Source organism: Streptomyces sp. NPDC090032 (assembly GCF_044748025.1).
Taxonomy (GTDB): domain Bacteria; phylum Actinomycetota; class Actinomycetes; order Streptomycetales; family Streptomycetaceae; genus Streptomyces.
Genome location: NZ_JBIVFF010000006.1, coordinates 251,216 through 274,799, shown reverse-complemented (window position 1 = coordinate 274,799; position 23,584 = coordinate 251,216). Strand labels below are relative to the sequence as shown.

At 69.9% G+C, this 23,584-nt stretch carries 20 protein-coding genes, 1 tRNA gene and 1 pseudogene; 11 read left to right on the top strand and 11 right to left on the bottom strand.

Going from position 1 to position 23,584, the window contains the following annotated elements; genetic code table 11:
• Positions 1-36: 36 nt before the first annotated feature.
• On the bottom strand, positions 37-2,319 hold the full coding sequence (locus ACIPWY_RS16635; RefSeq protein WP_401533618.1) for a tetratricopeptide repeat protein: 2,283 nt from the start codon (positions 2,317-2,319) through the stop codon (positions 37-39).
• 127 nt (positions 2,320-2,446) lie between these two features.
• On the opposite strand from ACIPWY_RS16635, the gene ACIPWY_RS16630 reads away from it, so the two are divergent.
• Positions 2,447-3,700, top strand: a complete 1,254-nt coding sequence (locus tag ACIPWY_RS16630) for a globin domain-containing protein (RefSeq protein WP_393701495.1) — start codon at positions 2,447-2,449, stop codon at positions 3,698-3,700.
• A 71-nt stretch (positions 3,701-3,771) separates the two neighbouring features.
• On the opposite strand, the gene ACIPWY_RS16625 is transcribed toward ACIPWY_RS16630, so the two are convergent.
• Positions 3,772-4,908 (bottom strand): sulfite oxidase, encoded by a 1,137-nt coding sequence (locus ACIPWY_RS16625; RefSeq protein WP_401533614.1) that lies wholly within the window; start codon positions 4,906-4,908, stop codon positions 3,772-3,774.
• Positions 4,909-5,179: 271 nt separating this feature from the next.
• Between ACIPWY_RS16625 and ACIPWY_RS16620 the strand changes: the two genes are divergently transcribed.
• Positions 5,180-6,535 carry an FAD-binding oxidoreductase gene (locus tag ACIPWY_RS16620; protein WP_393701645.1) on the top strand — a complete coding sequence of 452 codons (1,356 nt, stop codon included), beginning with the start codon at positions 5,180-5,182 and terminating at the stop codon, positions 6,533-6,535.
• Between the two features lie 37 nt (positions 6,536-6,572).
• On the opposite strand, the gene ACIPWY_RS16615 is transcribed toward ACIPWY_RS16620, so the two are convergent.
• The 3 genes from ACIPWY_RS16615 to ACIPWY_RS16605 form a co-directional block, all read right to left on the bottom strand.
• Positions 6,573-7,118: a GNAT family protein gene (locus ACIPWY_RS16615; protein WP_362897892.1), complete on the bottom strand. Its 546-nt coding sequence runs from the start codon at positions 7,116-7,118 to the stop codon at positions 6,573-6,575.
• A gap of 96 nt (positions 7,119-7,214) precedes the next feature.
• A complete protein-coding gene (locus ACIPWY_RS16610; protein ID WP_362897890.1) occupies positions 7,215-8,579 on the bottom strand; it encodes a glutamate decarboxylase in 1,365 nt (454 codons plus the stop codon).
• A 179-nt stretch (positions 8,580-8,758) separates the two neighbouring features.
• Positions 8,759-9,649 carry a helix-turn-helix transcriptional regulator gene (locus ACIPWY_RS16605; protein WP_393701500.1) on the bottom strand — a complete coding sequence of 297 codons (891 nt, stop codon included), beginning with the start codon at positions 9,647-9,649 and terminating at the stop codon, positions 8,759-8,761.
• Positions 9,650-9,995: 346 nt separating this feature from the next.
• Between ACIPWY_RS16605 and ACIPWY_RS16600 the strand changes: the two genes are divergently transcribed.
• The 4 genes from ACIPWY_RS16600 (at position 9,996) to ACIPWY_RS16585 (ending at position 13,693) form a co-directional block, all read left to right on the top strand.
• Complete coding sequence (locus tag ACIPWY_RS16600; RefSeq protein ID WP_401533611.1) at positions 9,996-10,871, top strand: helix-turn-helix transcriptional regulator; 876 nt, start codon at positions 9,996-9,998, stop codon at positions 10,869-10,871.
• A gap of 330 nt (positions 10,872-11,201) precedes the next feature.
• Positions 11,202-12,041 carry an SDR family NAD(P)-dependent oxidoreductase gene (locus ACIPWY_RS16595; RefSeq protein ID WP_362897884.1) on the top strand — a complete coding sequence of 280 codons (840 nt, stop codon included), beginning with the start codon at positions 11,202-11,204 and terminating at the stop codon, positions 12,039-12,041.
• A gap of 224 nt (positions 12,042-12,265) precedes the next feature.
• Positions 12,266-13,048, top strand: coding sequence for an SDR family oxidoreductase (locus ACIPWY_RS16590; RefSeq protein ID WP_362897882.1), 783 nt, complete (start codon positions 12,266-12,268; stop codon positions 13,046-13,048).
• A 153-nt stretch (positions 13,049-13,201) separates the two neighbouring features.
• Entirely contained in the window at positions 13,202-13,693 is a 492-nt protein-coding gene (locus ACIPWY_RS16585; RefSeq protein ID WP_401533608.1) for a zinc-binding dehydrogenase, read from the top strand.
• Positions 13,694-13,749: 56 nt separating this feature from the next.
• Here the strand turns inward: ACIPWY_RS16585 and ACIPWY_RS16580 are convergent, their stop codons facing one another.
• From ACIPWY_RS16580 to ACIPWY_RS16570, 3 genes are all read right to left on the bottom strand, one after another.
• Positions 13,750-14,187 (bottom strand): carboxymuconolactone decarboxylase family protein, encoded by a 438-nt coding sequence (locus ACIPWY_RS16580; RefSeq protein WP_401533606.1) that lies wholly within the window; start codon positions 14,185-14,187, stop codon positions 13,750-13,752.
• 170 nt (positions 14,188-14,357) lie between these two features.
• Positions 14,358-15,812 carry an amidohydrolase family protein gene (locus ACIPWY_RS16575; RefSeq protein ID WP_401533604.1) on the bottom strand — a complete coding sequence of 485 codons (1,455 nt, stop codon included), beginning with the start codon at positions 15,810-15,812 and terminating at the stop codon, positions 14,358-14,360.
• Positions 15,813-15,991: 179 nt separating this feature from the next.
• On the bottom strand, positions 15,992-16,783 hold the full coding sequence (locus ACIPWY_RS16570) for an Atu4866 domain-containing protein (RefSeq protein ID WP_362897874.1): 792 nt from the start codon (positions 16,781-16,783) through the stop codon (positions 15,992-15,994).
• A gap of 466 nt (positions 16,784-17,249) precedes the next feature.
• On the opposite strand from ACIPWY_RS16570, the gene ACIPWY_RS16565 reads away from it, so the two are divergent.
• Positions 17,250-18,062 carry a tetratricopeptide repeat protein gene (locus ACIPWY_RS16565; protein WP_401533601.1) on the top strand — a complete coding sequence of 271 codons (813 nt, stop codon included), beginning with the start codon at positions 17,250-17,252 and terminating at the stop codon, positions 18,060-18,062.
• 189 nt (positions 18,063-18,251) lie between these two features.
• On the opposite strand, the gene ACIPWY_RS16560 is transcribed toward ACIPWY_RS16565, so the two are convergent.
• Positions 18,252-18,824, bottom strand: coding sequence for a TetR/AcrR family transcriptional regulator (locus ACIPWY_RS16560; protein ID WP_362897870.1), 573 nt, complete (start codon positions 18,822-18,824; stop codon positions 18,252-18,254).
• A gap of 126 nt (positions 18,825-18,950) precedes the next feature.
• On the opposite strand from ACIPWY_RS16560, the gene ACIPWY_RS16555 reads away from it, so the two are divergent.
• Positions 18,951-19,973, top strand: coding sequence for a hypothetical protein (locus ACIPWY_RS16555; RefSeq protein WP_393701510.1), 1,023 nt, complete (start codon positions 18,951-18,953; stop codon positions 19,971-19,973).
• Between the two features lie 81 nt (positions 19,974-20,054).
• Here the strand turns inward: ACIPWY_RS16555 and ACIPWY_RS16550 are convergent, their stop codons facing one another.
• Positions 20,055-20,267 (bottom strand): hypothetical protein, encoded by a 213-nt coding sequence (locus tag ACIPWY_RS16550; RefSeq protein WP_401533598.1) that lies wholly within the window; start codon positions 20,265-20,267, stop codon positions 20,055-20,057.
• Between the two features lie 115 nt (positions 20,268-20,382).
• Here ACIPWY_RS16550 and ACIPWY_RS16545 point away from each other — a divergent pair.
• From ACIPWY_RS16545 to ACIPWY_RS16535, 3 genes and pseudogenes are all read left to right on the top strand, one after another.
• Positions 20,383-20,454, top strand: a pseudogene (locus tag ACIPWY_RS16545) (oxidoreductase); the annotation flags it as partial.
• A gap of 902 nt (positions 20,455-21,356) precedes the next feature.
• Positions 21,357-21,575 (top strand): hypothetical protein, encoded by a 219-nt coding sequence (locus ACIPWY_RS16540; protein ID WP_401533596.1) that lies wholly within the window; start codon positions 21,357-21,359, stop codon positions 21,573-21,575.
• 573 nt (positions 21,576-22,148) lie between these two features.
• Positions 22,149-22,385 (top strand): hypothetical protein, encoded by a 237-nt coding sequence (locus ACIPWY_RS16535; RefSeq protein ID WP_401533594.1) that lies wholly within the window; start codon positions 22,149-22,151, stop codon positions 22,383-22,385.
• Positions 22,386-22,606: 221 nt separating this feature from the next.
• Here the strand turns inward: ACIPWY_RS16535 and ACIPWY_RS16530 are convergent.
• Positions 22,607-22,679, bottom strand: a tRNA-Arg gene (locus ACIPWY_RS16530).
• Positions 22,680-23,584: the final 905 nt, after the last annotated feature.

Genomic DNA, 23,584 nt, shown 5'->3' with positions numbered 1-23,584 from the left:
TCGCGAGCCCGCCTCCCGTTCCCCGCGGCGCAGGGCTCATCGGTCCGCCGCCGGACGCCGTCCGGTGAGCCGGGGCCGCCGGCGGGGCGGCCAGGTGCGGTCGCGGCGGTGCCACATTTCGAGCGGACGCACCAAGTAGGCGCGGTCCAGGAGGCGTTCGGCGACCACGTCGCCGTGCGGGCTGTCGGAGCGGGCGGCCTGCCGGGCGAGCGCCCGGTAGAACTGCGAGAGCTGACGCCTCAACTCGACGTCCCCCGAAGGGAATTCCAGCCGCCCGCCCGCGTCCCGCGCGTCCTGGTCGCGCCGGGCCGCCGCCTCCGAGAGCCGCCCGAGCGCGTCCGCCCCCACCTTGCCGTCCGCCACGAGGCGCTGCGCGGCCTCCCACACCTCGGCCTTCATCCGTACGCGGGCCTGCTCGTCGGTGAGCCCGTGCTCGTTGAAGAGGCGCGCGAGCCGGGTGAGCGCGCTGCGCAGCCCGTCGGCCGTCGTCGCGTACTCGACGGCGATGCGCACGGTCGCGGTCCGCGCGCCGGTGCGGTGCCGCGAGTGCTGCGGCACGGCGTCGAGCGCCTCGATGGCCGCGCGCTCGGGGGTGGCGCCCCCGAGCGCGAGGCGCGCCCGGGCCGCGCCGAACGCCGCGCTGCCGAGCGACGGGTTGCGCAGCCGTACGGCCTCGTAGAAGGTCAGCGCCTCGTGCCAGTGGCCGAGCCGCTCGGCGCAGTGGCCGAGCGCCAGTTTGGGCGCGTACTCGCCGGGGATCGCGCCGTAGACCTGGTCGAAGTAGTCGCGCGCGGACGCCACGTCGTCCTCGGCGAGGTTCAGGAGGCCGCGGTGCCAGTCGATGCGCCAGTCGTTCCGGGACAGTTCGGGCCCGATGCCGTCGACGGCGCCGCGCAGCTCCTCGGCGGCGGGTTCCAGGTCCGGCCGTTCGCCCTCGGCCCGTTCGGCCAGTACGGCGACGCGCAGCCGGAGCCTGCACCGCAGGAGCCGTACCTCGGGAGAGTCCCGCCAGTCCCCGGTGTGCTGGAGGAGCGCGGCGGGATCCGCGTCGGCGAGGCGGCTGAGGCCGTCGTGGTGGGCGTCGTGCGGGTCGGGGCGCGGCACGGGCAGGCGGGCCGCTACGTCTGCGGCGGACGGCGGCTCGTGCAGCGGGGCGGGCGGGGCGCCCCCGGCCGGAGTCGCCCACCGGGGCAGGACCGGCGCGACGCCGAGCGCTCCGTCCAGGGCGTACGGCGACTGCAGGAACAGCGGCGACGGCTCGAAGGTCTCCTGACCGGTCCGCAGAGACCTCAACTCACGGAACACACCCCGCAGTTGATCGGCCATCTCGTCCGCGTCCGCGTACCGCTCGGCGGACTCGGGGCGGGTGGCGCGGCGCAGGGCGCGGGCCAGCGAGACGAGGCCGAGGCCTTCGGGGGCCGGGGTGGTGGTCAGCGCGGCGGCCTGCGCCGTCACCGGGTCGCCGTCGAGCAGCCGGTCCAGGGCGCCGAGTTCGGCCAGCGAGTGGGTCCCGATGCCGAGACCGCTCAGGGTGCGCAGCGTCTCGCCCAGGCTGAACAGGTCGTCGCGCGGCGCGGACGCGCCGTTCAGGGCGGGCGGGGCGAGCGGCACGTTCGGCGCGCGGAACCCGTCGGTGGTCAGTCCGGGCGCGCCCTCCACGCGGATCGACCCCACGTCGATGACCTTGGTGGTGGCGCCGTCGTGCATCACGTTCTCCGGCTTCAGATCGCCGTACACCTTGCGGGGCCGGGGCCGCGCGTGCAGATGGTCGAGGGCGGACAGCACGCGCAGCCCGTACGCGAGCACGAACTCGTGGAAGCGGGCGCCACCGAACCGGTCCGGGTCGTGCCGGGCGAGGGCGCGGATCTCGTCGAGGTTGAGCCCGTCGACGTACGGCAGGACGAGGAAGGGGCCGACGCGGGGGTGCCGGCCGTAGTTGAAGACGGGGATGATCCCGTCGTGGTGCAGGTCCGCGAACGCCTGTCGCTCGTCCTCCAACGAGCCGAGGCGCGCGGCGAGTTGCTCCGGCCGCAGCGTCTTCACGGCGACCTCGCGGTCGTCGACCTTCCTGTCGAGCGCGAGATACACGTCGCCCATGCCGCCGCGCCCGAGACGCCGTACGACCTGATACTGCTCCGCCAGCAACTCACCCTGGAACAAGGCGGATTCACCGGGACCCTCGGCCCGTCCCCGGTCGTCGCGCGGCCTGACCTCGGGCAGCGCCGTCGGATCGGGCCCCTCGTCGGGCAGCGTCACCCAGGCGTCCCGCGGCCCGTCCGGAGGCGGCATCACGAACAGCGGACCGGAGGACGTCGTCATCGGCCGCCCCTGAATTCTCCGGTTGCTCCCGCGTCCCCCCTCATGCTGCCCCAGGATAGGGGCGCGGGGTCCGGATGGCGCCCGTCCGTAGGCCTCCGGCCTGACCGTGGAATCGAGGCCCCGCCCAGTGACGACGACTACCGGCGCGAGACCGTACGCCGCCCTGAACCCCGCCCTGATCCGCTCCAGCCTCGCCGTCGTGGAACGCCGCGCGGAGGCGGTGACGAAGTATTTCTACGCCCACCTGTTCAAGCACAATCCCGGCGTACGGGCCATGTTCCCGGAGCGGATGGAGGAGCAGCGCGACCGCCTCTTCGCCGCGCTGACCACGGCGATCCTCAACCTGGAGGACACCGGCGCGCTCGTCGGCCACCTGCGCACGCTCGGCTTCGACCACCGTAAGTTCGGCGCCCGCACCGAGCACTACCCGGCCGTCGGGGACAGCCTGATAGCGACCCTGAAGTTCTTCTCGGGCAGCTCCTGGACGCCGAAGACGGAGGCCGCGTGGCGCGCGGCGTACGAACTCATCTCCAAAATCATGATCGCCGGAGCGGGGTCCGTCCCGGCGTCGGAACCGGCCTGGTGGGACGCGGAGGTGCTCCGCCACGAGCGCCGCACGGACGACATCGCCGTGCTCACCGTCCGCCCCGACCGCCCGTACCGGTACCTGCCGGGCCAGTACGCGACCCTGACCGCCCCCGAGGCGCCGCAGGTCTGGCGCCCGTACTCGATCGCGAACGCCCCGCGCGCCGGCGGCTCCCTCGACTTCCACATACGCCGCGTCGACGGAGGCCTCCTGAGCAGCGCCCTCGTCGACGACGTCACCCCGGGCGGCACCGTCCGCCTCGGCCCGGCACTCGGCACGACGACGCTGCCCGAGGCCCCGGAGGGGGAGCTGCTCTTCGTCGCCGGGGGGACAGGCTGGGCGCAGATCAAGGCGCTCATCGAGCAGTTCGCCGTCTGCCGGGGCGACGCGACCGCCACCCTGCTGATCGGCGCCCGCACGGAGGACGACGTGTACGACGCCGGCGTCCTGCAACTCCTCGCCGGCGCGCACCCCTGGTTACGCCTCGTCGGCGCGCTGCCCCCACACGACGGAACGCCGCACGACGCGGACGGGGCGCTCGTACGGGAACTGACCCGATACGCCTCCGCGCAGAGCCTGCGCCACGCGCCCGCCGAGTGGCCGCACGTGTACGTCAGCGGCCCCTCGGCCATGGTCGAGACGGTGGAGACCCAACTGTCCACGCTGCACCGGGTACCGCCCGGCCGCATCCACCACGACCCGGTGGTCCACCACGCCACGGGGGACCGTCCGGAGACGGCGGCGGAGTGGTTCCTGATGAAGCGCGAGATCCCCTGGATCCGGCCTCGCCCGTAGCGTCAGCGCTGCGACGGGCGAGGGGGAGGAAGGCGACCCAGGTCGGTGTGGTGCACGTTTTCCCGGCGGGGCTAGACGCAGTGGACGGGGATGCGCTGGACGAGGTTGTTGCCGAAGCCGCCGCGGTTCCACGGCTGGGTGAGCGGCTGGGTGCGGCCGGTGGCGTCGGTGGCGCGGGCGCCGAGGACGTGGGTGCCGGGTGCGGCGGTCCACGGGGCCTGCCAGCGCCGCCAGGCCGCCCCGTCCGGTGGGTGTCCGCCCGGAGGGTCCAGCGTGGCGTCGCTCCACGTGGCGCCGTCGTCCGTGGTCACCTCGACCCGGGTCACAGGGCCGTGGCCGGACCAGGCCCGGCCTTCGAGGAGTACGGGCTCGGGGCGGACGACGCGGGCGCGGGACATGAAGTCGGGGAATCCGGGCGGGATCATCAGGGCGCGCGGCAGGATCTTGGTGACGGGCTCGCCGGGATCGTCGGCGTTCCAGCGGAAGCGGTACGCGACGGCCTGCTGGAACCCGTCGAACGGGGCGTCGACCAGCGTGATCTCGCGCAGCCACTTCACGTGCGCCATGCCGTACCAGCCGGGGACGACGAGCCGCAGTGGGTAGCCGTGCTGCGGGGGCAGGGGCGCGCCGTTCATGCCGTACGCGACGAGGACGTCACCGAAGGCCACCGCGACGGGCAGGCTCCGCCGGTAGTCCTGCTCGACGCCGCGTTCGACGCCGTGGTCGGCGCCGGTGAAGACGGCCTCGGCGGCGTCCTCGGCCACCCCGGCCTCGTCGAGGAGGACACGCAGCGGCACGCCGGTCCAGTCCGCGGTGCCGACGGCCTCGACCAGCCAGGGCTGGCTGACGGGCCGGGGTGTGAGCAGGGCGCGGCCGTTGCCCGCGCACTCCAGGGTGACGCGGCGGGTGACGGCGGGCAGGGAGCGCAGAGCCGCCATGTCGAGGGCCAGCGGCGTCCTGACCAGGCCATCTACCGTGAGCTGCCAGTTGTCGGCGCTCGTGGCCGGGATGTCGTAGTGGACGAGGACGTAGTGCAGGCCCGGCGGGGTGACGTCGTAGCGGAGGGCTTCGAGGGGGAGGCCGTGATTACGCGCGGCGAGCGCCAGTTCATCGGGGGTGATGCCTTCGCCGGGGGCGGCGAGCCGGGCGGGACGGCTGACGCCGCCGAGGCCGTCAGGTCCGTTCGTGACCTGGTCCGCTCCGTCCATGTCTTCATCGTCCTCCGCGATTGCGGGGCCTGCCGGGCGGGCGGATCCTTGAAGAGTCAGCCGGCGCTCGATTCGGTGTGTCGGTGGCTGACGGGGGCGTCCGCACGCCGGCGCACGAACCGCTCACCGACGCCGCCGAGAGGTGGGAAGACGGGACGGACGGGGGACAGCGGTCCGCGGAGCGACGCGTCCGGTCGAGGAGAGCGCGATGAACGACACCGACACCGACACCACAGCCGCGGTTCCCACCGGGGTGGACGTCGTCGATCTGATGCGAACTGAGCTTCGTGGCCCGGTCATTGCGCGGGGCGACCCGGAGTACGACGAGGCCCGCAAGATCTACAACGCGATGATCGACCGGCAGCCGACCGCGATGGTGCGCTGCTCGGACGCGGCGGATGTCATGTCGGCGGTCGACTTCGTCCGCGACCACGGACTGGAGCTCGCCGTCCGCAGCGGCGGCCACAGCGGCGGCGGCCTGTGCCTCCTCGACGACGCGATCACGATCGACCTGTCACCGATGCGCTGGGTGCGGGTGGACCCCGCGCAGGAGACGGCGTGGGTGGGCGGCGGCAGCCTGCTCTCCGACCTGGACCACGCGGCGCACACTTTCGGCCTCGCGATACCCGCCGGAATCATCTCGACGACCGGCATCGCGGGCCTGACGCTCGGCGGCGGTCACGGTTACCTCACGCGCAAGTACGGCCTGACGATCGACAGCCTCCTCAGCGCGGACATGGTCCTCGCGGACGGCAGCTTCGTCACGGCGAGCGAGACCGAACACTCCGATCTGTTCTGGGCGTTGAGGGGCGGTGGCGGAAACTTCGGGATCGTCACGGCGTTCAGGTTCCAGCTGCATCCGGTGCACACGGTGGGCGTCGCGCTGACGCTGTGGCCGGTCGAGAAGACACGTGAAGTCCTGGAGTGGTACCGCGTGTTCCTGCCGCAGGCACCGGAGGACCTGAACGGCTTCTTCGCCGCGCTGACTGTGCCGCCGGGACCGCCCTTCCCCGAGGAGATCCACGGCAAGAAGATGTGCGGGGTGGTGTGGTGCTGGACCGGAGACCTGGCGCGGACGGGCGAAGCGATCGCGGCGGCGACGGAAGTGGGGCCGCCCGCCTTCCAGTTCACGGCACCGATGCCGTACCCGGCGCTGCAGAGCATGTTCGACGAGCTGTTGCCCACGGGCCTGCAGTGGTACTGGCGCGGTGACTTCTTCGACCGCGTCACGGACGAAGCGATCGACGTCCACAGCAAGTTCGCCGAGAACCTCCCGACGCCGCTGTCGACGATGCACCTCTACCCCGTGGACGCGGCGGCGTCCCGGGTCTCCGAGGACGCGACGGCCTGGGGGTACCGGGAAGCGGTCTGGTCGGGCGTCATAGCGGGCATCGACCCGGACCCGGCGAACGCGGAGGCGGTCAAACGGTGGGCGACCGCGTACTGGCACGACCTGCACCCGTACTCGATGGGCGGCGCCTACGTGAACTTCATCGGCGAGGACGAGCACGATGACCGCGTCCATGCGACGTACCGCCACAACTACGACCGCCTGGCGGAGGTCAAGCGCCGGTACGACCCGAAGAACCTGTTCCACGCGAACCAGAACATCGAGCCGGCGGCGTAAGCAGGGGGCGTCCGTCATCAGTGACGGAGGTGCCCCGTCACCGGTGACGGCTGGCGAACTCCCGGTCGAGCATGCCCAGTAGGACGAGATCGTGATGTCGGCCGCTGTGGAACATGTGATCGCGCAGCCGCCCCTCCTCGACGAAACCGAGCTGCCGCTGGAGGGCGAGCGAGGGCTCGTTGTGCGCGAAGACGCGGGCCTCGGCCTTGTGGTAGCGCCGCTCGTCGAACATGTAGCGCAGCAGCAACACGACGGCCTCGGCCGCGTACCCCTTGCGCCGGTGTCCGTCCCCGATGGTGACGCCGTACTCGAACGACCCGGACCGCGGGTCGGCGCGGTGCACCCCGAGGGACCCGACGGCATCTCCCGTCACCACGTCCTCGACGACAAGCCGAAAGCGGTCCCCGTCCCCGGACGCCCCGGCTTCCTCACCGGCCCAGGCCCGGAACCGCTCGGCAGACCGAGGCACCTGCACAAGGTCCCCCGACAACTCCTCTTCCTCGGCAAGCCGCATGAACACCCCCCAGTCCCCGGGCTCAACCCCACGCAACCGAACCCGCTCCCCGACCCAGAAGGCACCCATGGGGCTATTCGATCAAGCGGGGGGACTGCCGTCCAGGGGTTCCCAGGGGCTCCATGAGGCGGGGCAGGTGTGTGCAACCGGGGCGATGGAGGTGCGTCAGTAGCCGGTGCCGCGCTTGACCTGGGCCCGCTCGATCTGGTGGACCGCCCCCTTGTTGTCCAGAGTGCGACACGCGTCGTGGATGTCCTGGCTAAGGCGATCGATCTGCTCGCGGCTCAGGGTCTCCTTGACCAGGGCCCGCATGATCTTCACCCGCTCCGCGTTGGGCGGGAGCGTGTACGCCGGGACCATCCAGCCGCGCTCGGCGGAGAGCTGCCAGGCGACGTCGGTCTCGTCGTAGGCGTTCTCGCCGGCGAGACGGAAAGCGACCAGCGGCAGCTGCTCAAGACCACTCCCGATGATTTCGAAGCGGCCGCCGCTGCGCAGGTTGTCCTCCAGCGCGTGGGCGTTCTTCTGCATCATCTTCATGACGTACGTGTAGCCCTGGCGACCGAGCCGGACGAAGTTGTAGTACTGCGCGAGCACCATCGCCGCGCCGGTGGAGAAGTTCAGCGTGAACGTCGAGTCGGTCCTGCCGAGGTAGTTCTCGTGGAACACGAGATCCGTGGGCAGGTCGGACTCCTCGCGGAAGATCAGCCAGCCGATGCCGGGGTAGACCAGGCCGTACTTGTGCCCCGAGACGTTGATCGAACGGACCTGCTCCAGCTGGAAGTCCCATTTCGCGTCGGGGTAGAGGAAGGGCCATACGAAGGCGCCGCTGGCTCCGTCGACGTGGATCGGGATGTCGAGGTCGCGCTCCTTGCGGACGTCCCGCAGAAGCTTGTCGATCCCGACGACGTCGTCCTTGTGGCCGGTGAACGTGGTGCCGAGCACGGCGACGACGCCGATCGTGTTCTCGTCGAGAAGGGGCTCCACGTCCTGAGGCCCGATCGTGTACTTGCCCTCGGCGAGCGGCACGATCCGCGGCTCGACGTCGAAGTAGCGGCAGAACTTCTCCCACACGACGTGGACGTCCCCGCCGAAGATCAAGTTGGGTCGGTCGACCGGCAGATTGGCCGCCTGGCGGCGCTGCCGCCACTTCCACTTCAGCGACAGCGCCCCGAGCATGATCGCCTCGGACGAGCCCTGGGTCCGGCATCCGGTCGTCTTGCCCGGCGCGTGGAACAGGTCGGCGAGCATGCGCACGCAACGCTGCTCGATCTCGGCGGAGATGGGGTACTCCGCGTGGTCGATGAAGTTGCGGTGGAGGTTCTCGGCGATGATCCGCTGCGCCTCCGGCTCCATCCACGTGGTGACGAACGTGGCGAGGTTGCGCTGCGGGTCACCCTCCATGACGAGGTCCACGTCCAGCAGCCGCATCGCGTCCCTCGCGGCCATGCCTTCCTCGGGGAAGGTCTCCGAGGGAGCGGGCACGGTCAGGAACCGGTTGCCGAACAGTTCCGCTTCGTCACGCTTAGTCATTCGGCGATTCAAACAGCGCCGGATCCCGCCTCGTCCGGGGACACGCCGAGTCGGAACCGATAGACCCACCTTGCCGGACGGCTACACCTTCGCCGGCCAAAGGCGGGGGTGGGGGTGCCTGGCGCAGCTGTGGCCGGTGTGCGGGCGGCTGGGCTCTTTGGTCCGCCCGCCGGCAAGGCTCACGTGGTCGTGCGCCGCTGGTGCTCGTCGCCGCCGAGGTCCGCGGTGGGCACGGGTGTCCGGGTCTGCTTCGGCTGCGTGGCCATGGATCTCAGTGTCTCGAAAGCGGCTGCCGTCGGGCCGGCCGGTTCCGCTTGGTAGACCACCAGTTGCTGGTGCGGGGCCCCGTTGACCGTGAAGGCCGCGAATTTGATGTGCAGGTCTCCGACCTGGGGGTGTTGGAGATGCTTGCCTTCTTGGGACTTGCCCTTCACATCGTGCAGCTGCCAGATTCCGGCGAACTCCTCGCTCTGGGCGGACAGTTCCGCCACGACCTCGGCGATGCGGGCCGATTCGGGGTCGTGGCCGTACGCGGCCCTGATTTCGGCGACACAGGAGTGCGCGGCTCGCTCCCATTCCTGGTAGAACGTGCGCCCTGCCGGGTCGACGAACACCATGCGGGCGAGGTTGTCGAACTTCTCGAACCCGCTGTGGAGGGCCGTGGCGAGGGAGTTGCCCGCCATGATGTCGAGGGCCGGGCCGACGATGAAGGCCGGAGTGTGGTCCCAGCTGTCCATCAACTGCAACAGCTGCCGGCTGACGCCCGTCTCGCCCCGGTCGCGCGGCCGTTGCGAGGCGGTGAGACAGAGGCGGTTGAGGTGGTCGGTGGCTTCCCCGTCCAGCTTCAGGGCCTGCGCCACGGCGTCGAGGACCTGCGGGGACGGACTGTTCTCGCGTCCCTGTTCCAGCCGGATGTAGTAGTCGGAGCTGACTCCGGCGAGCAGCGCGACTTCCTCTCTGCGCAGTCCCGGCACCCGGCGCCGCCCGTATTCGGGAAGGCCGACGTCGTGTGGCTTGAGAGCTTCCCGGCGGGCTCGGAGGAAATCACCCAAAGGCGTCCCATTGCTCATGCAGCAAGCCTAGATGGTTTGTGGCCGGGAGAAGTGTCAGTCGCGTGATTGGCGCCACGTGGTCCATGCACTCCATAGTTCACGCCACGTACTCCAATGTCCGCGGAGGGTATTCGCCTGCCCGGTTTGTGGATTCTCTGCCCGCGAGCCTCACTGCGGAGACTTGAGCTGCGGCGGGAGGCGCTGCGAGGCGATGGCGGCTCCGGCCGCAGCTCAGGAGCATCCATGACGATTCGCCGAGGTCCGTTACGTGCTTTCCCCTGGAAAGGGGGACCCGCGTTCCTGGGAGTAATACACCCACCACCGGCCCAACTTTGCCCGAGTTTCTCCGCCTAGCCTTGGCGGCATGGACAACGACACGCACCCTGACCCGGCGGGAGGGCTGGGTCAGTTCCTCCGCTCCCGCAGAGACCGGCTCAGCCCTGATGCGGCAGGTTTGTCCGGCGCGGGCCGGCGAAAGGTGCCCGGCCTGCGGCGTGACGAGGCCGCGACGCTCGCGGGTGTCAGCCTCAGCTACTACAGCCGACTCGAACAGGGCCGTGAACTCAGCCCGTCCCCCGGGGTGTTGGAGGCTCTTGCCCGCGCCCTGCGGCTCGGTGACGAGGACAAGGAGGAACTCTTCCGGCTGGCACGGCCGACAGCCCGCCGTACGAAGTCCCCGGCCCGGGTCGAGCGGGTCCGCCCGCATCTGGTGCAACTGATCGAAAGCTGGACCAGGACGCCCGCCTTCGTCATCGGGCACGCCCAGGACCTACTGGCCACCAACGCATTGGCCGACGCCCTCTACCGTGACTTCGCGCACCACGACAACGTGCTGCGCATGCTCTTCCTGGACCCGGCGGCGAGGTCCTTCTACCGGAATCCGGAGCGGGCCCGCCATCGCGCGGTCGCGGACCTCCAGCAGACCGCCGCGAGCACTCCGGAGGATCCCCGCGTCCTGGAGCTGGTCGGTGAACTGTCCGTGCGCAGCGGCGACTTCCGCTCCCTGTGGGCCCGCGAGTACACCCGGGTCCCGCCCTACGAAGTCAAACAGGTGTGTCACTCCGTGGTGGGAGACCTGGAGCTGCGGCACGAGGCCCTCGCCATCCGCAGCGCCCCGGGACAGCAGCTGATCATTCTCCAGGCCGAGCCGGGTTCCCCCTCCGCCGACGGACTGGCCCTGCTCGGCTCCCTCGACGCACCGGAAGCACGCCACCGGGAGAATCCCGCACACGGTTCCTGAAGCGCACGCGGTTCCTGGGCACGCACGGTTCCTGAAGCAGGAGACCGCCGGGAAATCGCCCCCCATCGGGAATTCCGTCCGCTTCGGTGAACGCGCCGTTCCGAGGGTGGGCCTCGGCCGGACCGGCGCTGCCGCGGCCGACGGCCCTTGCCTCCTCGTTGGAGCCGCTGCTCAGCCTGTGGTCGTGTCGCGCGGACGCACCACGCTCCGTCTTCCTGGGTGTGGGACTCCCAGGAAAAGCACGGCCTTCATAGCTCCGTACCGGACAGGCAGACTCGAATACGTCAAGAAGAAATCCCCGAAAAGGGAAGCGATGAAAGAGGTTTTCTGATGGCTACGTGGTTTATCACCGGCGCCTCCCGTGGAATTGGTGCGGAAATCGCCCGCGCCGCCCTGGCAGGCGGTAACGATGTCGTGGTCGCCGTACGGAATCCGGAGCGTGTGCCGGACGACCTGAAGAACTCGGACAAGGTTTTCGCGGTCGCCCTCGACGTGACGGACAACGACACCATCCCGCAGGCGGTCGAGGCCGCCGTGGACCGGTTCGGCGGCATCGACGTCCTGGTGAACAACGCCGGCCGCGGCTTGCTCGGCGCGCTGGAGGAGATCACCGACGCGGAGGCCCGGTCCCTGTTCGACCTCAACGTCTTCGGCCTGATCAACGTCACCCGCGCCGTGCTGCCCGTCATGCGCAAGCAGGGCTCGGGCCGGCTGGTGCACATCGGTTCGCGTTCCGGCTTCGAGGGCGAGCCCGGTGTCAGCCTGTACTCCGCGTCGAAGTTCGCCGTCGCCGGCATCAGTGAGGCGCTCTCCGTCGAGATGGCGCCGTTCGGGATCCAGTCGATGGTCGTCGAGCCGGGTGTGTTCCGCACCGACTTCCTCGACGCCAGCTCCCTGTCGGTCGCCGCGAACCGCATCACCGACTACGACGACACCCCCGCGCACGTCACGCTCGACTGGATCGACCGGGCCAACCACGCCCAGCTCGGCGACCCCGTCAAGGGCGCCGCCCTCATCGTCGAGGTCGCCTCCACCGAGAAGCCGCCCACGCACCTCTACCTCGGGCGCGACACCCTCGAGCGGCTCGACGTCAAGTACCAGCAGGTGCAGGACGACCTCGCCCCGTGGCGTGAGAAGTCCGCTGCCACCGGGCACGACGACGCCGCCTGACCCCCGCCGGGTGCCCTCGCCTTCGGGTGCCCTCGCCTTCGGGCGCATGCGGCCCTCTCCGACAGCCCGGCCGGGCAGGGACGATCCGGCCGGCCGGGCCCCCACCCCAGCTCTCCCCCTCCCCACCTCCCCTCTCCCCCCACCCTCCTCAGCTCTCCCCGTCTCCGCGAGCTGCTCTCCCCGCCTCCGGGCCTTCCGATCCGAATCAAAGAGATTGAGGTTTTGTGATGTCTGCTGCTCTGCTCACCGGCACCCCCCTCGCCGGCCGTGTCGCTGTCGTCTCCGGCGCCTCCAGCGGCATGGGCGCCGTCACCGCTCAGCGCCTCGCCGAACTCGGCGCCACCGTCGTCGTGCTGGCCCGGCGCAAGGAGCGCCTCGACAGCGTGGTCAAGGACATCGAGGCCGCAGGCGGCACCGCGCTCGCCCTGGCCGTCGACGTCACCGACCGTGCCGCCGTCCAGACCGCCGCCGACCAGGTCGCCGCACGGTTCGGCAAGGCCGACCTCGTGTTCAACAACGCCGGCGTCCAGCTCATCTCCGGCATCGAGGAACTCAAGGTCGACGACTGGCAGCGTCAGATCGACCTCAACATCAGCGGCCTGATGAACGTCATCGCCGCGTTCCTCCCGCACCTGACGGACTCCGCCGCCCAGGGCAAGCCCGCCGACCTGATCAACACCTCGTCCATCGCGGCCACCCGCATCCTGGCGAAGTTCTCCATCTACTCCGGGACCAAGGCGTACATCAGCCACCTCACCCGGCTGCTCCGCGTCGAACTCGGCCCCAAGATGGTCCGCGTCGCCACCATCGAGCCCGGCATGGTCGACACCGAACTCCCCGACCACGTCACCGACCCCGACGCCTCTCAGCTGATGGCCGACCTCATCCACGACATCGACTGCCTGCAGTCCGCCGACATCGCGGAAACCGTCGCCTTCATGGCGGCCGTCCCCCGCCACGTCAACCTCACCGAGATCACCATCATGCCCACCGCCCAGGCCATCTGAAGTCCGATGCGTCATGGCGGGGGAGGAACAGCGTCACGCTGTTCCTCCCCCGCCATGACGCATCGGAGGCCGGTGAGTGCCGGGCCTCGTCGAGCTCGCACCCGCGGGCCCTGCAGGGACGCAGGATTCTGGCCACGGGTGGTGGGAGGCGGCGTGGGACAGCTCCTCATCCAGCTGGCCGTCGCCGAGGGTGCGAAGATCACCGCCGTCGCCGCGCACGGCCGGCCGACCGAGCACATGGCCGCACTGGGCGCCGAGATCGCCCTCGACATCGAGACCCTCGCCGGCGACCCCTTCGACATCGTGCTGGAGTCCGTGGGCGGCGATGTGGGATCGAAGGCGGCCTACACGCTGCGCCCCGGCGGGCAGTACGTCTGGTTCGGCCAGGCCGGCGGCAACCCCATCAGCCTGGAACTCTTCCGGCTGCTCCAGGGCGGCACCTCGCTGATCCTGCGCCACTTCGTCTACAGCGACGGCGACGGAAGCCGCGAAGCCGAGGACATGGCGGCGCTGCCGGCCCTGGCGTCACACGGAAAGCTCCAGGTGGAGATCGGCCACCGCGGCGACTTCAGCAGCGCCGGGCCACTGCTGAAGGAGATGTCGACGGGCCGCCTGCGGGGCAAGGCGGTCGTGAGCATCGGATGACCGGTGCTGGGCCACGGCATTCGCTGGACCACGGTATTCGCTGGGCAACGGCATTCTCAGGAGCTGCGTTCCTCGGAGTCCGGATACGCCGCTGAGACGCCTCGCTCCGCGAAGACCTTCTTGGCCACGAAAGTGGCGTTGAGGGACCTGGGCATGCCGCAGTAGACGGTGGCATGCAGCAGCGCCTCGACGATCTCGTCAGGCTTCAGGCCGACGTTGAGCGAGGCGTTGACGTGGACGTCGAGCTGCGGCTCGCAGCCGCCCAGGGCGGTCAGGATGCCCAGGGTGACCAGTTGGCGGTCCCGCGGAGCCAGTTGCGGACGGTCGTACATCTCGCCGAATGCCCAGGCGACCACCTGGTGACCCAGCTCGGGGGAGATGTCGGCCAGCGAATCGATGACCTTCTGCCCGCCCTCGCCGTCGATGTTCGACAGTACGGCCATGCCGTGGTCGAACCGTTCCCGCCGGTCCTTCGCGCTGTCATTGGTGCTCATGGCTCCGCTCTCTTCCTGTCGTTCGACGGCCTGTGCGCCGAGGGGTGGGACATGGGAACTCCGGGAGGGGGCGTCCGGTTGTCGTCCCGTGGCTTGCGTGCGCCCGATCGGCCGAGGGGTGCCGTGCCACCGGGCTGCCAAGGGTTCCCCCCCCCGGCTGCAGGGGCTGCTCAGGCGGCCGGGGTGTTCGGGTCGTCGGGGATGTTCGGGATGTTGGGGTTGCTCGGGGTGTTCGGGTTGTTGGGGTTGTTCAGCACGTAGTCGCGCGAAGCGCGCACCTCGCTGCGCAGGGCTGCCAGGTCGACATCGAGGACCTGTCCGTCCCACTTGCGGGGTTCGCCGTTGATGAGGACGGCGCTGATGTTGCGGGCGTCGGAGCCCAGCACGATCGTGCCGATCGGGTCGTTGAGCGGCATGTTGTTGAGGTCCTCGGCCTGGATGACGAGGAGGTCGGCCTTCTTGCCCGGGGTGAGTGAGCCGGTGACGGCGGCCAGGCCGTTGGTACGTGCGCCCTGGAGGGTGGCGAAGTCGAGGACGTCGTGGGTGGTGATGCGGGAGGGCCGCTGGTCGGTGCCGTGGACGGCGTTGACCGCGCGCATCCGCTGGATGGCGTGCAAGGCCCGCATCTGCGTGAACATGTCGCTGGCCAGGGCGACTTCGACGTCGATGCTCAGTCCGGGGCGGATGCCGGCGGCGAGCGCCTCGTCGACGGCGGGGATCGCGGTCTCCAGACCGATCTGCGCGTCGGACGTGGGCGCGAGCGCCACGGTGGTGCCGGTCTCTCCCATCGCCTTCCATGCCTCAGGGGTCAGTCCGGTGGAGTGGATGAGGGTGACGTCGGGGCTGAGGATGCCGTCCTTGGCCCAGCGCAGGATCGCCTCGGACGAGGACGTACCGAAGACGGCGTCCACGCTGACTCCGACGCCCAACTCCTTTGCCATGAAGGCTAGTTCCGAACCGTAGGCGAGCGCCGGTCCGGCGATCTCGTCGGTGGCGAGGGTCGCCAGGCGCAGCGTGAGCAGCTGGTCGTCGCTGCTGAAGTACCGGTCCTTGAGACGGGTCAGGTCGCCGGGCCACTGCCGGTCCCACGCGCCGAAGTGAGGGCCCATGGAAGCGTGCACGCCACGGATGCCGGTGTCGCGGAGGGCCTCGACGGCGGCGTCGGAGTGCTCGCGGGTGCGGGAGTTGTGGGAGAAGTCGAGCATGGTCGTGATGCCGCTGTCGATCGCGGTCAGGGCGGCCAGGCGGGTGCCGACGTGCATGTCCTGGGGCCGGTAGAGCGGCGCGTAACCGGCCAGGGTGGCCATGACGTAGCCGCCGAGGTCGTCGACGTCCGGCATGATCCGGCGCAACTGGGCCTCCCAGGCGTGCCGGTGGGTGTCGACGAAGCCGGGGGTGAGGATCGTGCCGGTGGCGTCGACGACCACGGCATCGCCCGCGTCGAGGTGACGGCCGACAGCGGTGATCGTGTCGCCCTCGACGAGGAGGTCGCCGCCGTCGACTACGCCGAGGCCGGGGTCCATGGTGACGATGGTCGCGCCGGTGAACAGGATGCGTCGCCGGTCGGCGGGCCGGCGCCGGAGTTCTTCGAGCACGGCGGCGCCGGCGGTGTTGTTGACGTTCATGAGAGGTCTTCTTTCCGTACGGCGGAGAGGGCCCAGAGGATGGGCGGTCCGCCGGAGAGGGGCCCGGAGAGGGCTGGGAGGGGTGGGGTCGCCGGACCGGCCGAGGTTGCTCGAACACCGGCCTCGGTCGCGACCGTTACGGCAATCAGGCCGCGGTAGCGAAGCTCAGCTCAGGTCACTCAGCCCAGCCCAGCCCAGCTCAGGTCAGGTCGGCCCAGCTTCATGGCGTAGCCCGCGTGATGGAGTTCGTCGCCCTGGAACTCTCCGTAGGCCCAGAAGCCGAGGTCGTCGAGGTAGTCGATGCGGTCGCCGTCGATCCAGTACCGGCCCTGGTAGGCGTGCGGCCGGCCGCCGCGGGTTTCGTCGTAGCGGCCGTCGGCGGTGAGTTCCTGGTGCAGGAAGTCGTTCTTGTCGATCCAGACGCCGACGCGTGGGCTGCCGGTCAGGTCCGCGGCGGCCGGGACACCCGCCTCGGGGGCGGTGGCCCGGCCGGGGACGTCGCTGCCGGCCCACAGGACCGGCCGGCCCGCCGCGACAAGTGCGCGGACCAGCTCCGGCCGGGTCATGAGTGCGGCTACCGCGGCGGGCACGTCTGCGGCGAGCTCGTCGGGCACCACCAGGAAGTCGGGGGTGTTGCCCGGGGTCAGCGTCGCGACGTACTCCGAGCGGTGGCCGCGGCCACCGGCCAGCGCGACGGTGTCCACGACAGCGGGGGCGATGGTCATGCCGGTGCAGTTGACGACGATGGCGTTGTCGTCCTGAGCCGCGGTGACGATGGCGGGCCCGACGCCCACGACCAGGGAGCCGACGAACAGGAGGTCGGCACCCGTCATGGTCCCGATCAGCGGGTCCATCGTCAGAATGCGGGCGTTGGTGAACAGGACGGGTCGCCCCTCGTCGTTCGAGAGGATCCCGTCGAGGGCCTCGGGGTTCCAGCTCACGGTGCCGGTGACGTTCATTGCGACGCTCATGCCTGCTCCTCGGTGGAGTCGCCTCATCGGTGTCCCCGCTGCGCGAAACCAGCGCCGGGGCCGAACGGAGGCGGATGTCCGGCCGCCATGGCGGCTGCCTGACACCAGATTCGTCGCACGGTGAAACCGGAACCAGGCCGCGCTGTCCCCAGGTGCCGGGCACCCAGGATCAGCCCGGCCGTGTGTGACGAAGGGGAGCGGGGGGATTGGAGGCGGCTTCGGACAGCCCGCGCCACCGCTCTCCGGAGATGCTGGTGAGCCGCCGTACCCCGCCCCGCCCAGTGGCCGTAGAGCGGCTGTTTCCCGAGCCGGCGTCGAGCGGCTGGTGCGGGAGACGTGCTGTACCCGACACCCGAAGACTGGCCCGCCGAGCCCGCCGAGCCCGCCGGATCCCGGGACGTCAGGGCCGGCCGACCAGATCCCGACCGTTCACCGAACAGCCTGCACAGATCCGTATGCTCCGGCCATGAAATTCTTCCGACCGCGCGCCGGACGCACGACTGGATTCCCCGTGTCCCGGGCCAAGTCCCTGTACGAGGCCGGGCGTTACGCCGAGGCGGAGGCAGAGGCCCGCGCCGTGGCCCGGTCGCTGCCACGCGACGACGTGTACGCGCCGCTGGCGCTGAGTATCGCCGGGCTCGCCACGGGCGCCCAGGGCCGCCACGCCGAGGCTCTCGCCACATACGACGAAGCGCTGCCGGCCTTCGGCAGGGTCTTTGGAGGCGATCACTGGCAGACCCTGAAGCTGCGCTCGGACCGTACCCAGCAGCTGACCGCGCTCGGTCGGCACGCCGAGTGCGAGGCAGAGGGCACGGCCGTCGTCCAGGCCGCGACCCGCGGTACGGGCCCGGAGATGCAGGTCATAGCTGCGGCCGCCCGCAACGGACTGGTCTTCGCCCTCAACGCGCAGGGACGCCACCCGGAGGCCGAGGCGATCGCCCGCGAGGCCCTGGCAGCCCTTCGCGAACCGGACCGGCTGTCCCTGGTCCTGCGGCTCGGCCTGGCCCGCAGCCTCAACGGCCAGGCCCGCCACGAAGAGGCCCTCGGCGAGGCGGCGCGCGCCGACGAGCTGCACCGCGGTCTGCCCGAGGAGGAGCGCCACGCGGAGACGGGCGCCGTCGAGCTGGCCGTGGCCACCGCCCTCGTGGGGCTACGCCGCAATACCGAAGCCCGCCTCCAGGCCACGGCCGCTCACGACGCCTGCCTGGCCTCCTTCGGCCCGGACCATCGCCGCACCATCGAGGCTCGGGACCTGCTCGACCGTATCGACGGTGCCTGACAGGGTCGCAACGCCTCCCGCTTTGCTCAACGCGCACACCCGCTCAAAGCGCGCACAACCGCTTCAAGGAGTTCGGTCCGAGCGCAGTCCAGCCTGCTGCCGGCGGCTGATGCGATACCCGGAGGCAGACGCTGGTGCACGCCCCCGTCCGGCGTCGCCGATGTCAGCAGTGGATGTCAGCAGTGGATGTCAGACACGTGGCTGCGGGGCGGGTGACAGTGCGGTGCGGGCGGCGGAGAGGACCTGCTCGGACAGCGGGGAGTCCTTGGTGGCGCGGGCCAGGATAAGGGCGCCGAGCATGGTGCACAGCCGGGCGATGCCGTCCTCGTCGTCGGTGGCGAGCCACTGGGTGAAGTCCTGTACGCCCTCCGTGTAGGCGCGGTGTGCCCCGCGGTCGCCACTGTGCCGGGCCATGTCGGTGGCGAGCGCGGCGACGGGGCAGCCCGAGGCGGGGTTGTCCCGGTGCCGGACGGACAGGTATCCGTCGATCAGGGCCTGCTGGGCCTCGACGCGCTGCCCCTCGTGCTCCTCGAGCGTGGTGGCGTGGCGCTCGGCCAGTTCGTCGACCGCGTGGATGACCGCCTCGTCGATCAGAGCCTCCTTGGAGGCGAACTGCTTGTAGAAGCCGCCGTGCGTCAGGCCGGCCGCCTTCATCAGATCCGCGACGCTCACGCCCGTGCCCTGCTCGCGGAACAGCTGCGAGGCCCGCTCCACGACCCGCTGTCGGTTCGCCTGTGCCTGTGCTTGTGAGACGCGACCCATACGGCATCTCCTCTTTGGATGTCGGAAGACATCTATCGTACGCTGCTATTTAGATCGCCCGCATAATCTATTTTGGGCGCACACCTCCGCTCGTTCAAGGGTGCGCCCCCTCACTGGAGACATTTCATGGCCACTCGCCTCGGCGCGCCCGCCGAAGCCGACCTGACCACCACCACCGCCTCCTCCTCGGCCGCGCCACCGGTCCGGCTCTGGCTCCAGCCGGCCGTGATCGCCCTGGTCGTCGTGGCGGCCTTCGTCGGCTGCTACGTCGGTCTGCAGCGCAACCCCCAGCCGCACCGGGTGCCGGTGGCTGTCGCCGGGCAGGAGCTTTCGGGCGAGATACGCCAGGTCCTTGGTGACAGCGTCGATGTCCATCCGGTCGCCGACGCCGCCACGGGACGCGCTGAGCTGGAGCGCCGCGATGTCGTGGCCGCGCTCAGCGGCCGCGCGGACTCCGACCGGTTGCGCCTGGAGGTCGGCGGGGCCAACGGGCAGTCGACGACGACGGCCGTCAAGAGCCTGATCGGCGCCTATGCCCACGGGGCGAGCCGGCGCCTGACCACGGTGGACGTCGTCCCGTTCGCCCGTTTCGACTCCCGTGGACTGGCCGGGTTCTACGTGGCGTTCGGTGTCACGCTGGCCGGCTTCGTCCTCGCCCAGAACGCCCTCGGGCTCGCGAACCGTCTGCACCTGCGCCACCGGTTCTGGCTGCTGTCCGGCGCCTCCGTGGCCATCGGCATCGTCGCCACCGTCATCGCGGGACCCATCCTCGGGGCGGTGCCCGCGCCAGTGGTGCCGCTGGCCTTCGGCTTGACCCTGCTGGCCGCGGCAGCCGCGTTCACCACCAAGCTGCTGGGCACCTACCTGGGCCCGGTCGGCGTGCCGGTCGCCACCCTTTTGCTGCTCACGGTCGGCAACTCCACCAGCGGAGCCACCATCGGCCCGGACCTCCTGCCCTCCGCCGCCCGCGCTGTCTCCGCCCTGCTGCCGCCGGGCGCGGCCGTCCGCGCCGTGACCGACCTGAGCTACTTCCACGGCGCTCAGGCGGTGCAGCCGTTGGCCACCCTCGCGCTGTGGGCGGTGATCGCCGCGGTCCTGGTCAGCCTGCGCCCCCACCTGAGGCGACGGCGCACACGGGTGACCACCTGACCCGCGGTCAGGGCGAAGCCCGTGTCACGGACGTGCCACTGCGGGCCCGCAGCCATTCCCCGCCCATCTGGTCCGGCGCGCTCAGGTAAGGGCTTCCGAGTGCCCGTCGGGGAAGGTGCACCTGGGGCCGCCGCGGTAGGGGCCGCCCTGGTCGACCGTTCCGCCCTGGGCCGTGCACTGGTCGGCCGAGATGGCCGGATGCGTCACTGCCTGAGCGGCGGCGGCGCCGACAGCACTCACGCCGGCGAGGGTCGCTGTGGCGAGGGCGAGGCCTAGCAGTTGTCGTATACGCATGGCTTTCTCCTCCCGAGTGTCCCTGGTGATGTGCTTCGGGATGACCTGCCTCACGTCAGGGACGCCCTATTACTCAGAATGGGTGACGGCGAGCAGACCTGCGAGTCGTGGGCAGGCCCGCGTCATCCGGCTGCACGACGCCCGCCACGGCGCAGCAACCCTCCTCGCCGCTGCCGGAGTCGCGCCCCTCGGAAGCAGATGCCAAAGGCCACCTACCAAGATCGGTAGGTGGCCTTGTCGCTTGTGCCCCCGGCAGGATTCGAACCTGCGACACCCGCTTTAGGAGTTCGATCCGATCCTGCTCCCGCTGCTATCGGTGACTGGCACGACGTCCGGACAGGGATGCTGATTTACGCCGCCGTCCGGTGCCGTTGATGTCAGGCGTGGATGTCAGAGGCCTCGTCGACAGGGCAGGAGACGTGTCAGACCTGCGGTGAATGATCCCGGGTATGGGATACGAACTGCACATGACGCGCGCCTCGGACTGGTTGGACAGCGAGGAACGCCCCATCTCGCTGCGCGACTGGCCTTGAGTTTGCACGCAACAGCGCGGCACTTCGGCAAGAAGGCCACCTCGACCTGCACAGCGTAGGCCGGCAACCGGTGTTCACATGGGGCAGCCTGGACAGCGTCGCGTTCGGGCTCCATTGGTGCGAGGGACGAGTGATTCTGTCCGGGGCCCACGCACCTGGTGTGGACCTGGCCGGCTTGGCTGACCTCGCAGCCGAACTGTCCGCGAAGCTGATCGGCGACGAGGGGGAGCAGTACCCGGGATCTGTCCGCCGCGGCAACGAAGAGCCCTGAGCTTGGGAATCACCGGGCCGTCACGGAGGGGGTTGACGCTGACCAGCGCAAACCGTCTCTGGTGATTAATCGCGAGGCGTCGCGCTTGACTGCTCTTGACCGCTGGGATCCGCTCTTTCTGGCACGGATGTGGCACGGGCTTCCATCCGCTCTGACGGGTCGCGTCACCGACCCCGCACCCGACAGCAATGTCAACCGAACGGCCCGACATGACGTGTCGCCCACATGGATGAACAATTGGCTGAGTAGTTTCCCAACCGAGGCAATCTGTGAAAGGCGAACCAAATGCGCATTCGACGAATCCTCGCCGCAGTCTTCGCCACGGCAGCCCTCGCCGGACTCGGCCTCACAGGCGCCGCCACTGCCACCGCCACCGCCGGCAGCGTCACCCCGGCCAGCGTCACCCCGGGTGAGTGCACGGACAACGGCGGAACGATCGATCGGTCGACGCCCGTGCTCCCGACCTGCAGAGGCGGTATGCACGACGGGCAGACGGTCGACTGAACCCCACCAGGGCCCGTTGCGAAAGTGGATCGGCGCCCCGCAGCCACGCGTTGCGGGGCGCTCCCTCGCGAGCGTTCCCCCTCCCCGCTTCAGGAGTTCGATCCGAGCCCGCTCAAACTGCTGCCGTCGACTGGTGTGACGGCCGGACAGAGACGCTGGACGCCTTCGTCCGGCGTCGTTGATTTCAGCCGTGGATGTCAGAAGCCTTCTGATCCGTAGCTCTATGCAGATCGGTTGGTGAGGGTCGGACCAATCGCGCTACGGCCTTACGGAGTCATCGCCGACCGGGGCCAGTTGGTGTGGTTGCTGTACTTCGCTGCTGTACCGCCACAGGATTTGTCGGCCGACCACCGCTTTAGGAGCGAGGTTGGGGGACCCTAGGGGACCCTAGGCGTGACCTGGGAAGCCCGGCCGTGGGCAGCGTGGGGCGGTGCGCACCCTGGCGAACCTTGGTTCCCCGTGAGTCCCCGTCCGTTCTGGCACGGAAGTGGCACGCCTAGCGGCCCCCTCGATGCGAACTACGGGCGGGACGGTCGCTGAGGTCTGGTCGCTCGGCTCGTGAGGAGCGCAAGCGTGCCGCCCTCTGTGCCTGCCGCCGCGAGCCAGGAGGATGCGGAGAAGGAGCGCATGGTCGGCGTGTATGTCGACTACGAAGGCCATCGGACCCGCGGCAGCTATGACCGGGACACCAAGCGCATCGACATCACATCGGGGCCGCTTGCCGGGCAAAGTTTCAAATCGCCGACCGGGGCGGCGCGTGCGGTGGTGGCGCACTACAAGCCGGACGTGAATCCGAACCGCAACGGCTGATCGTTTTGGCTGCTTGATGGTGGGTCCGGTGGGTTGCTGCAGACCATCCGACACTCGGAATGAGTTCGGGGCGGGCGACCCGTTCTGCGGCTTCCTGCCCATGCGCGGAAGGGTCGCCCAGGCTGGGGGTGCAGACGTAGTGACACGTGTGTGACGCGGCGCCTGAAACGCCGAAGGGCCAGCCTGGGAGGAAACCCCTCCTGAGCTGGCCCTTCTGTCTGTGCCCCCGGCAGGATTCGAACCTGCGACACCCGCTTTAGGAGAGCGGTGCTCTATCCCCTGAGCTACGAAGGCGGGGATCTGTCGGAAAACGTGTCTGAAACCCTCCCTGAAGTGGGCGGATCCAGGCTGCTTGCTTCCCGGCAGTTCTGTGGTGGGCAGGCGCGAAGGTCTGCGCCACCGCAGACAGTGTAGCGGGTGGCGGTGCTGAGGAGCGGTGGCCCTTGGCCGGGGCCCAGTGTGTGTGCCGGGCGTGCTGGAGGTGGGGGCAGGGCCTGCGCCGGCCGAAGACGTGGGGGCATGGCCTCGGTCTGCTCCCGGCCTCGAGGCTCGGACTGGGGCGAGGTGGTGTACGGGAATCTCTTCGAGCGGAACGTTCAGCCGGACTGCCTTGGGGGCGGCGGTGGTGCGGTTACGGACCGCACGATCCCTGGGAAACCACAGGGAACTCACAGGCGATTCACAGGAAACGCGCGGATCCGAGTCCCGGCGACGCGGGTGATGTCGGCGAGGCAGCCGGCATCGTCGAGGCGGTGCGGGAGGCTTTATGGGGGGCGGATCCGGACGTCGGCGCTGGGCCGGTTCATGAACCGTTTGTGAACCGTGGACTGCGATTGACTTCGATACGCCCAAGCCTGCCGGGAGTTGGCGGCACGCATAGCCGCTGGTTAGCACATAAATGATCGCGGCAGACGGTTTCCCGGCAGGCGTGTCCTGAGTCACGTCGCCCTGTCTCTCCATATGGACACCGTGTGGTGAGCCTGAATCAAGTGTGCCAGGCTGATCTTGAGTTCATGCCGGGCGAGGGTTGAACAACGGGGTGTAAGAGTGCTTTCGTCGTACGCAGAAAAACTGCGATTACATGCTGCTTATATCGGGCCACTTGCGCAGAGCGACTACATGGGTTGGGCGACAGCAAGCCCTGTGAACCGGGCTGTTGTATGCACCTCCAGGCCGCGCGACCCGATTCTGGTTGAAAG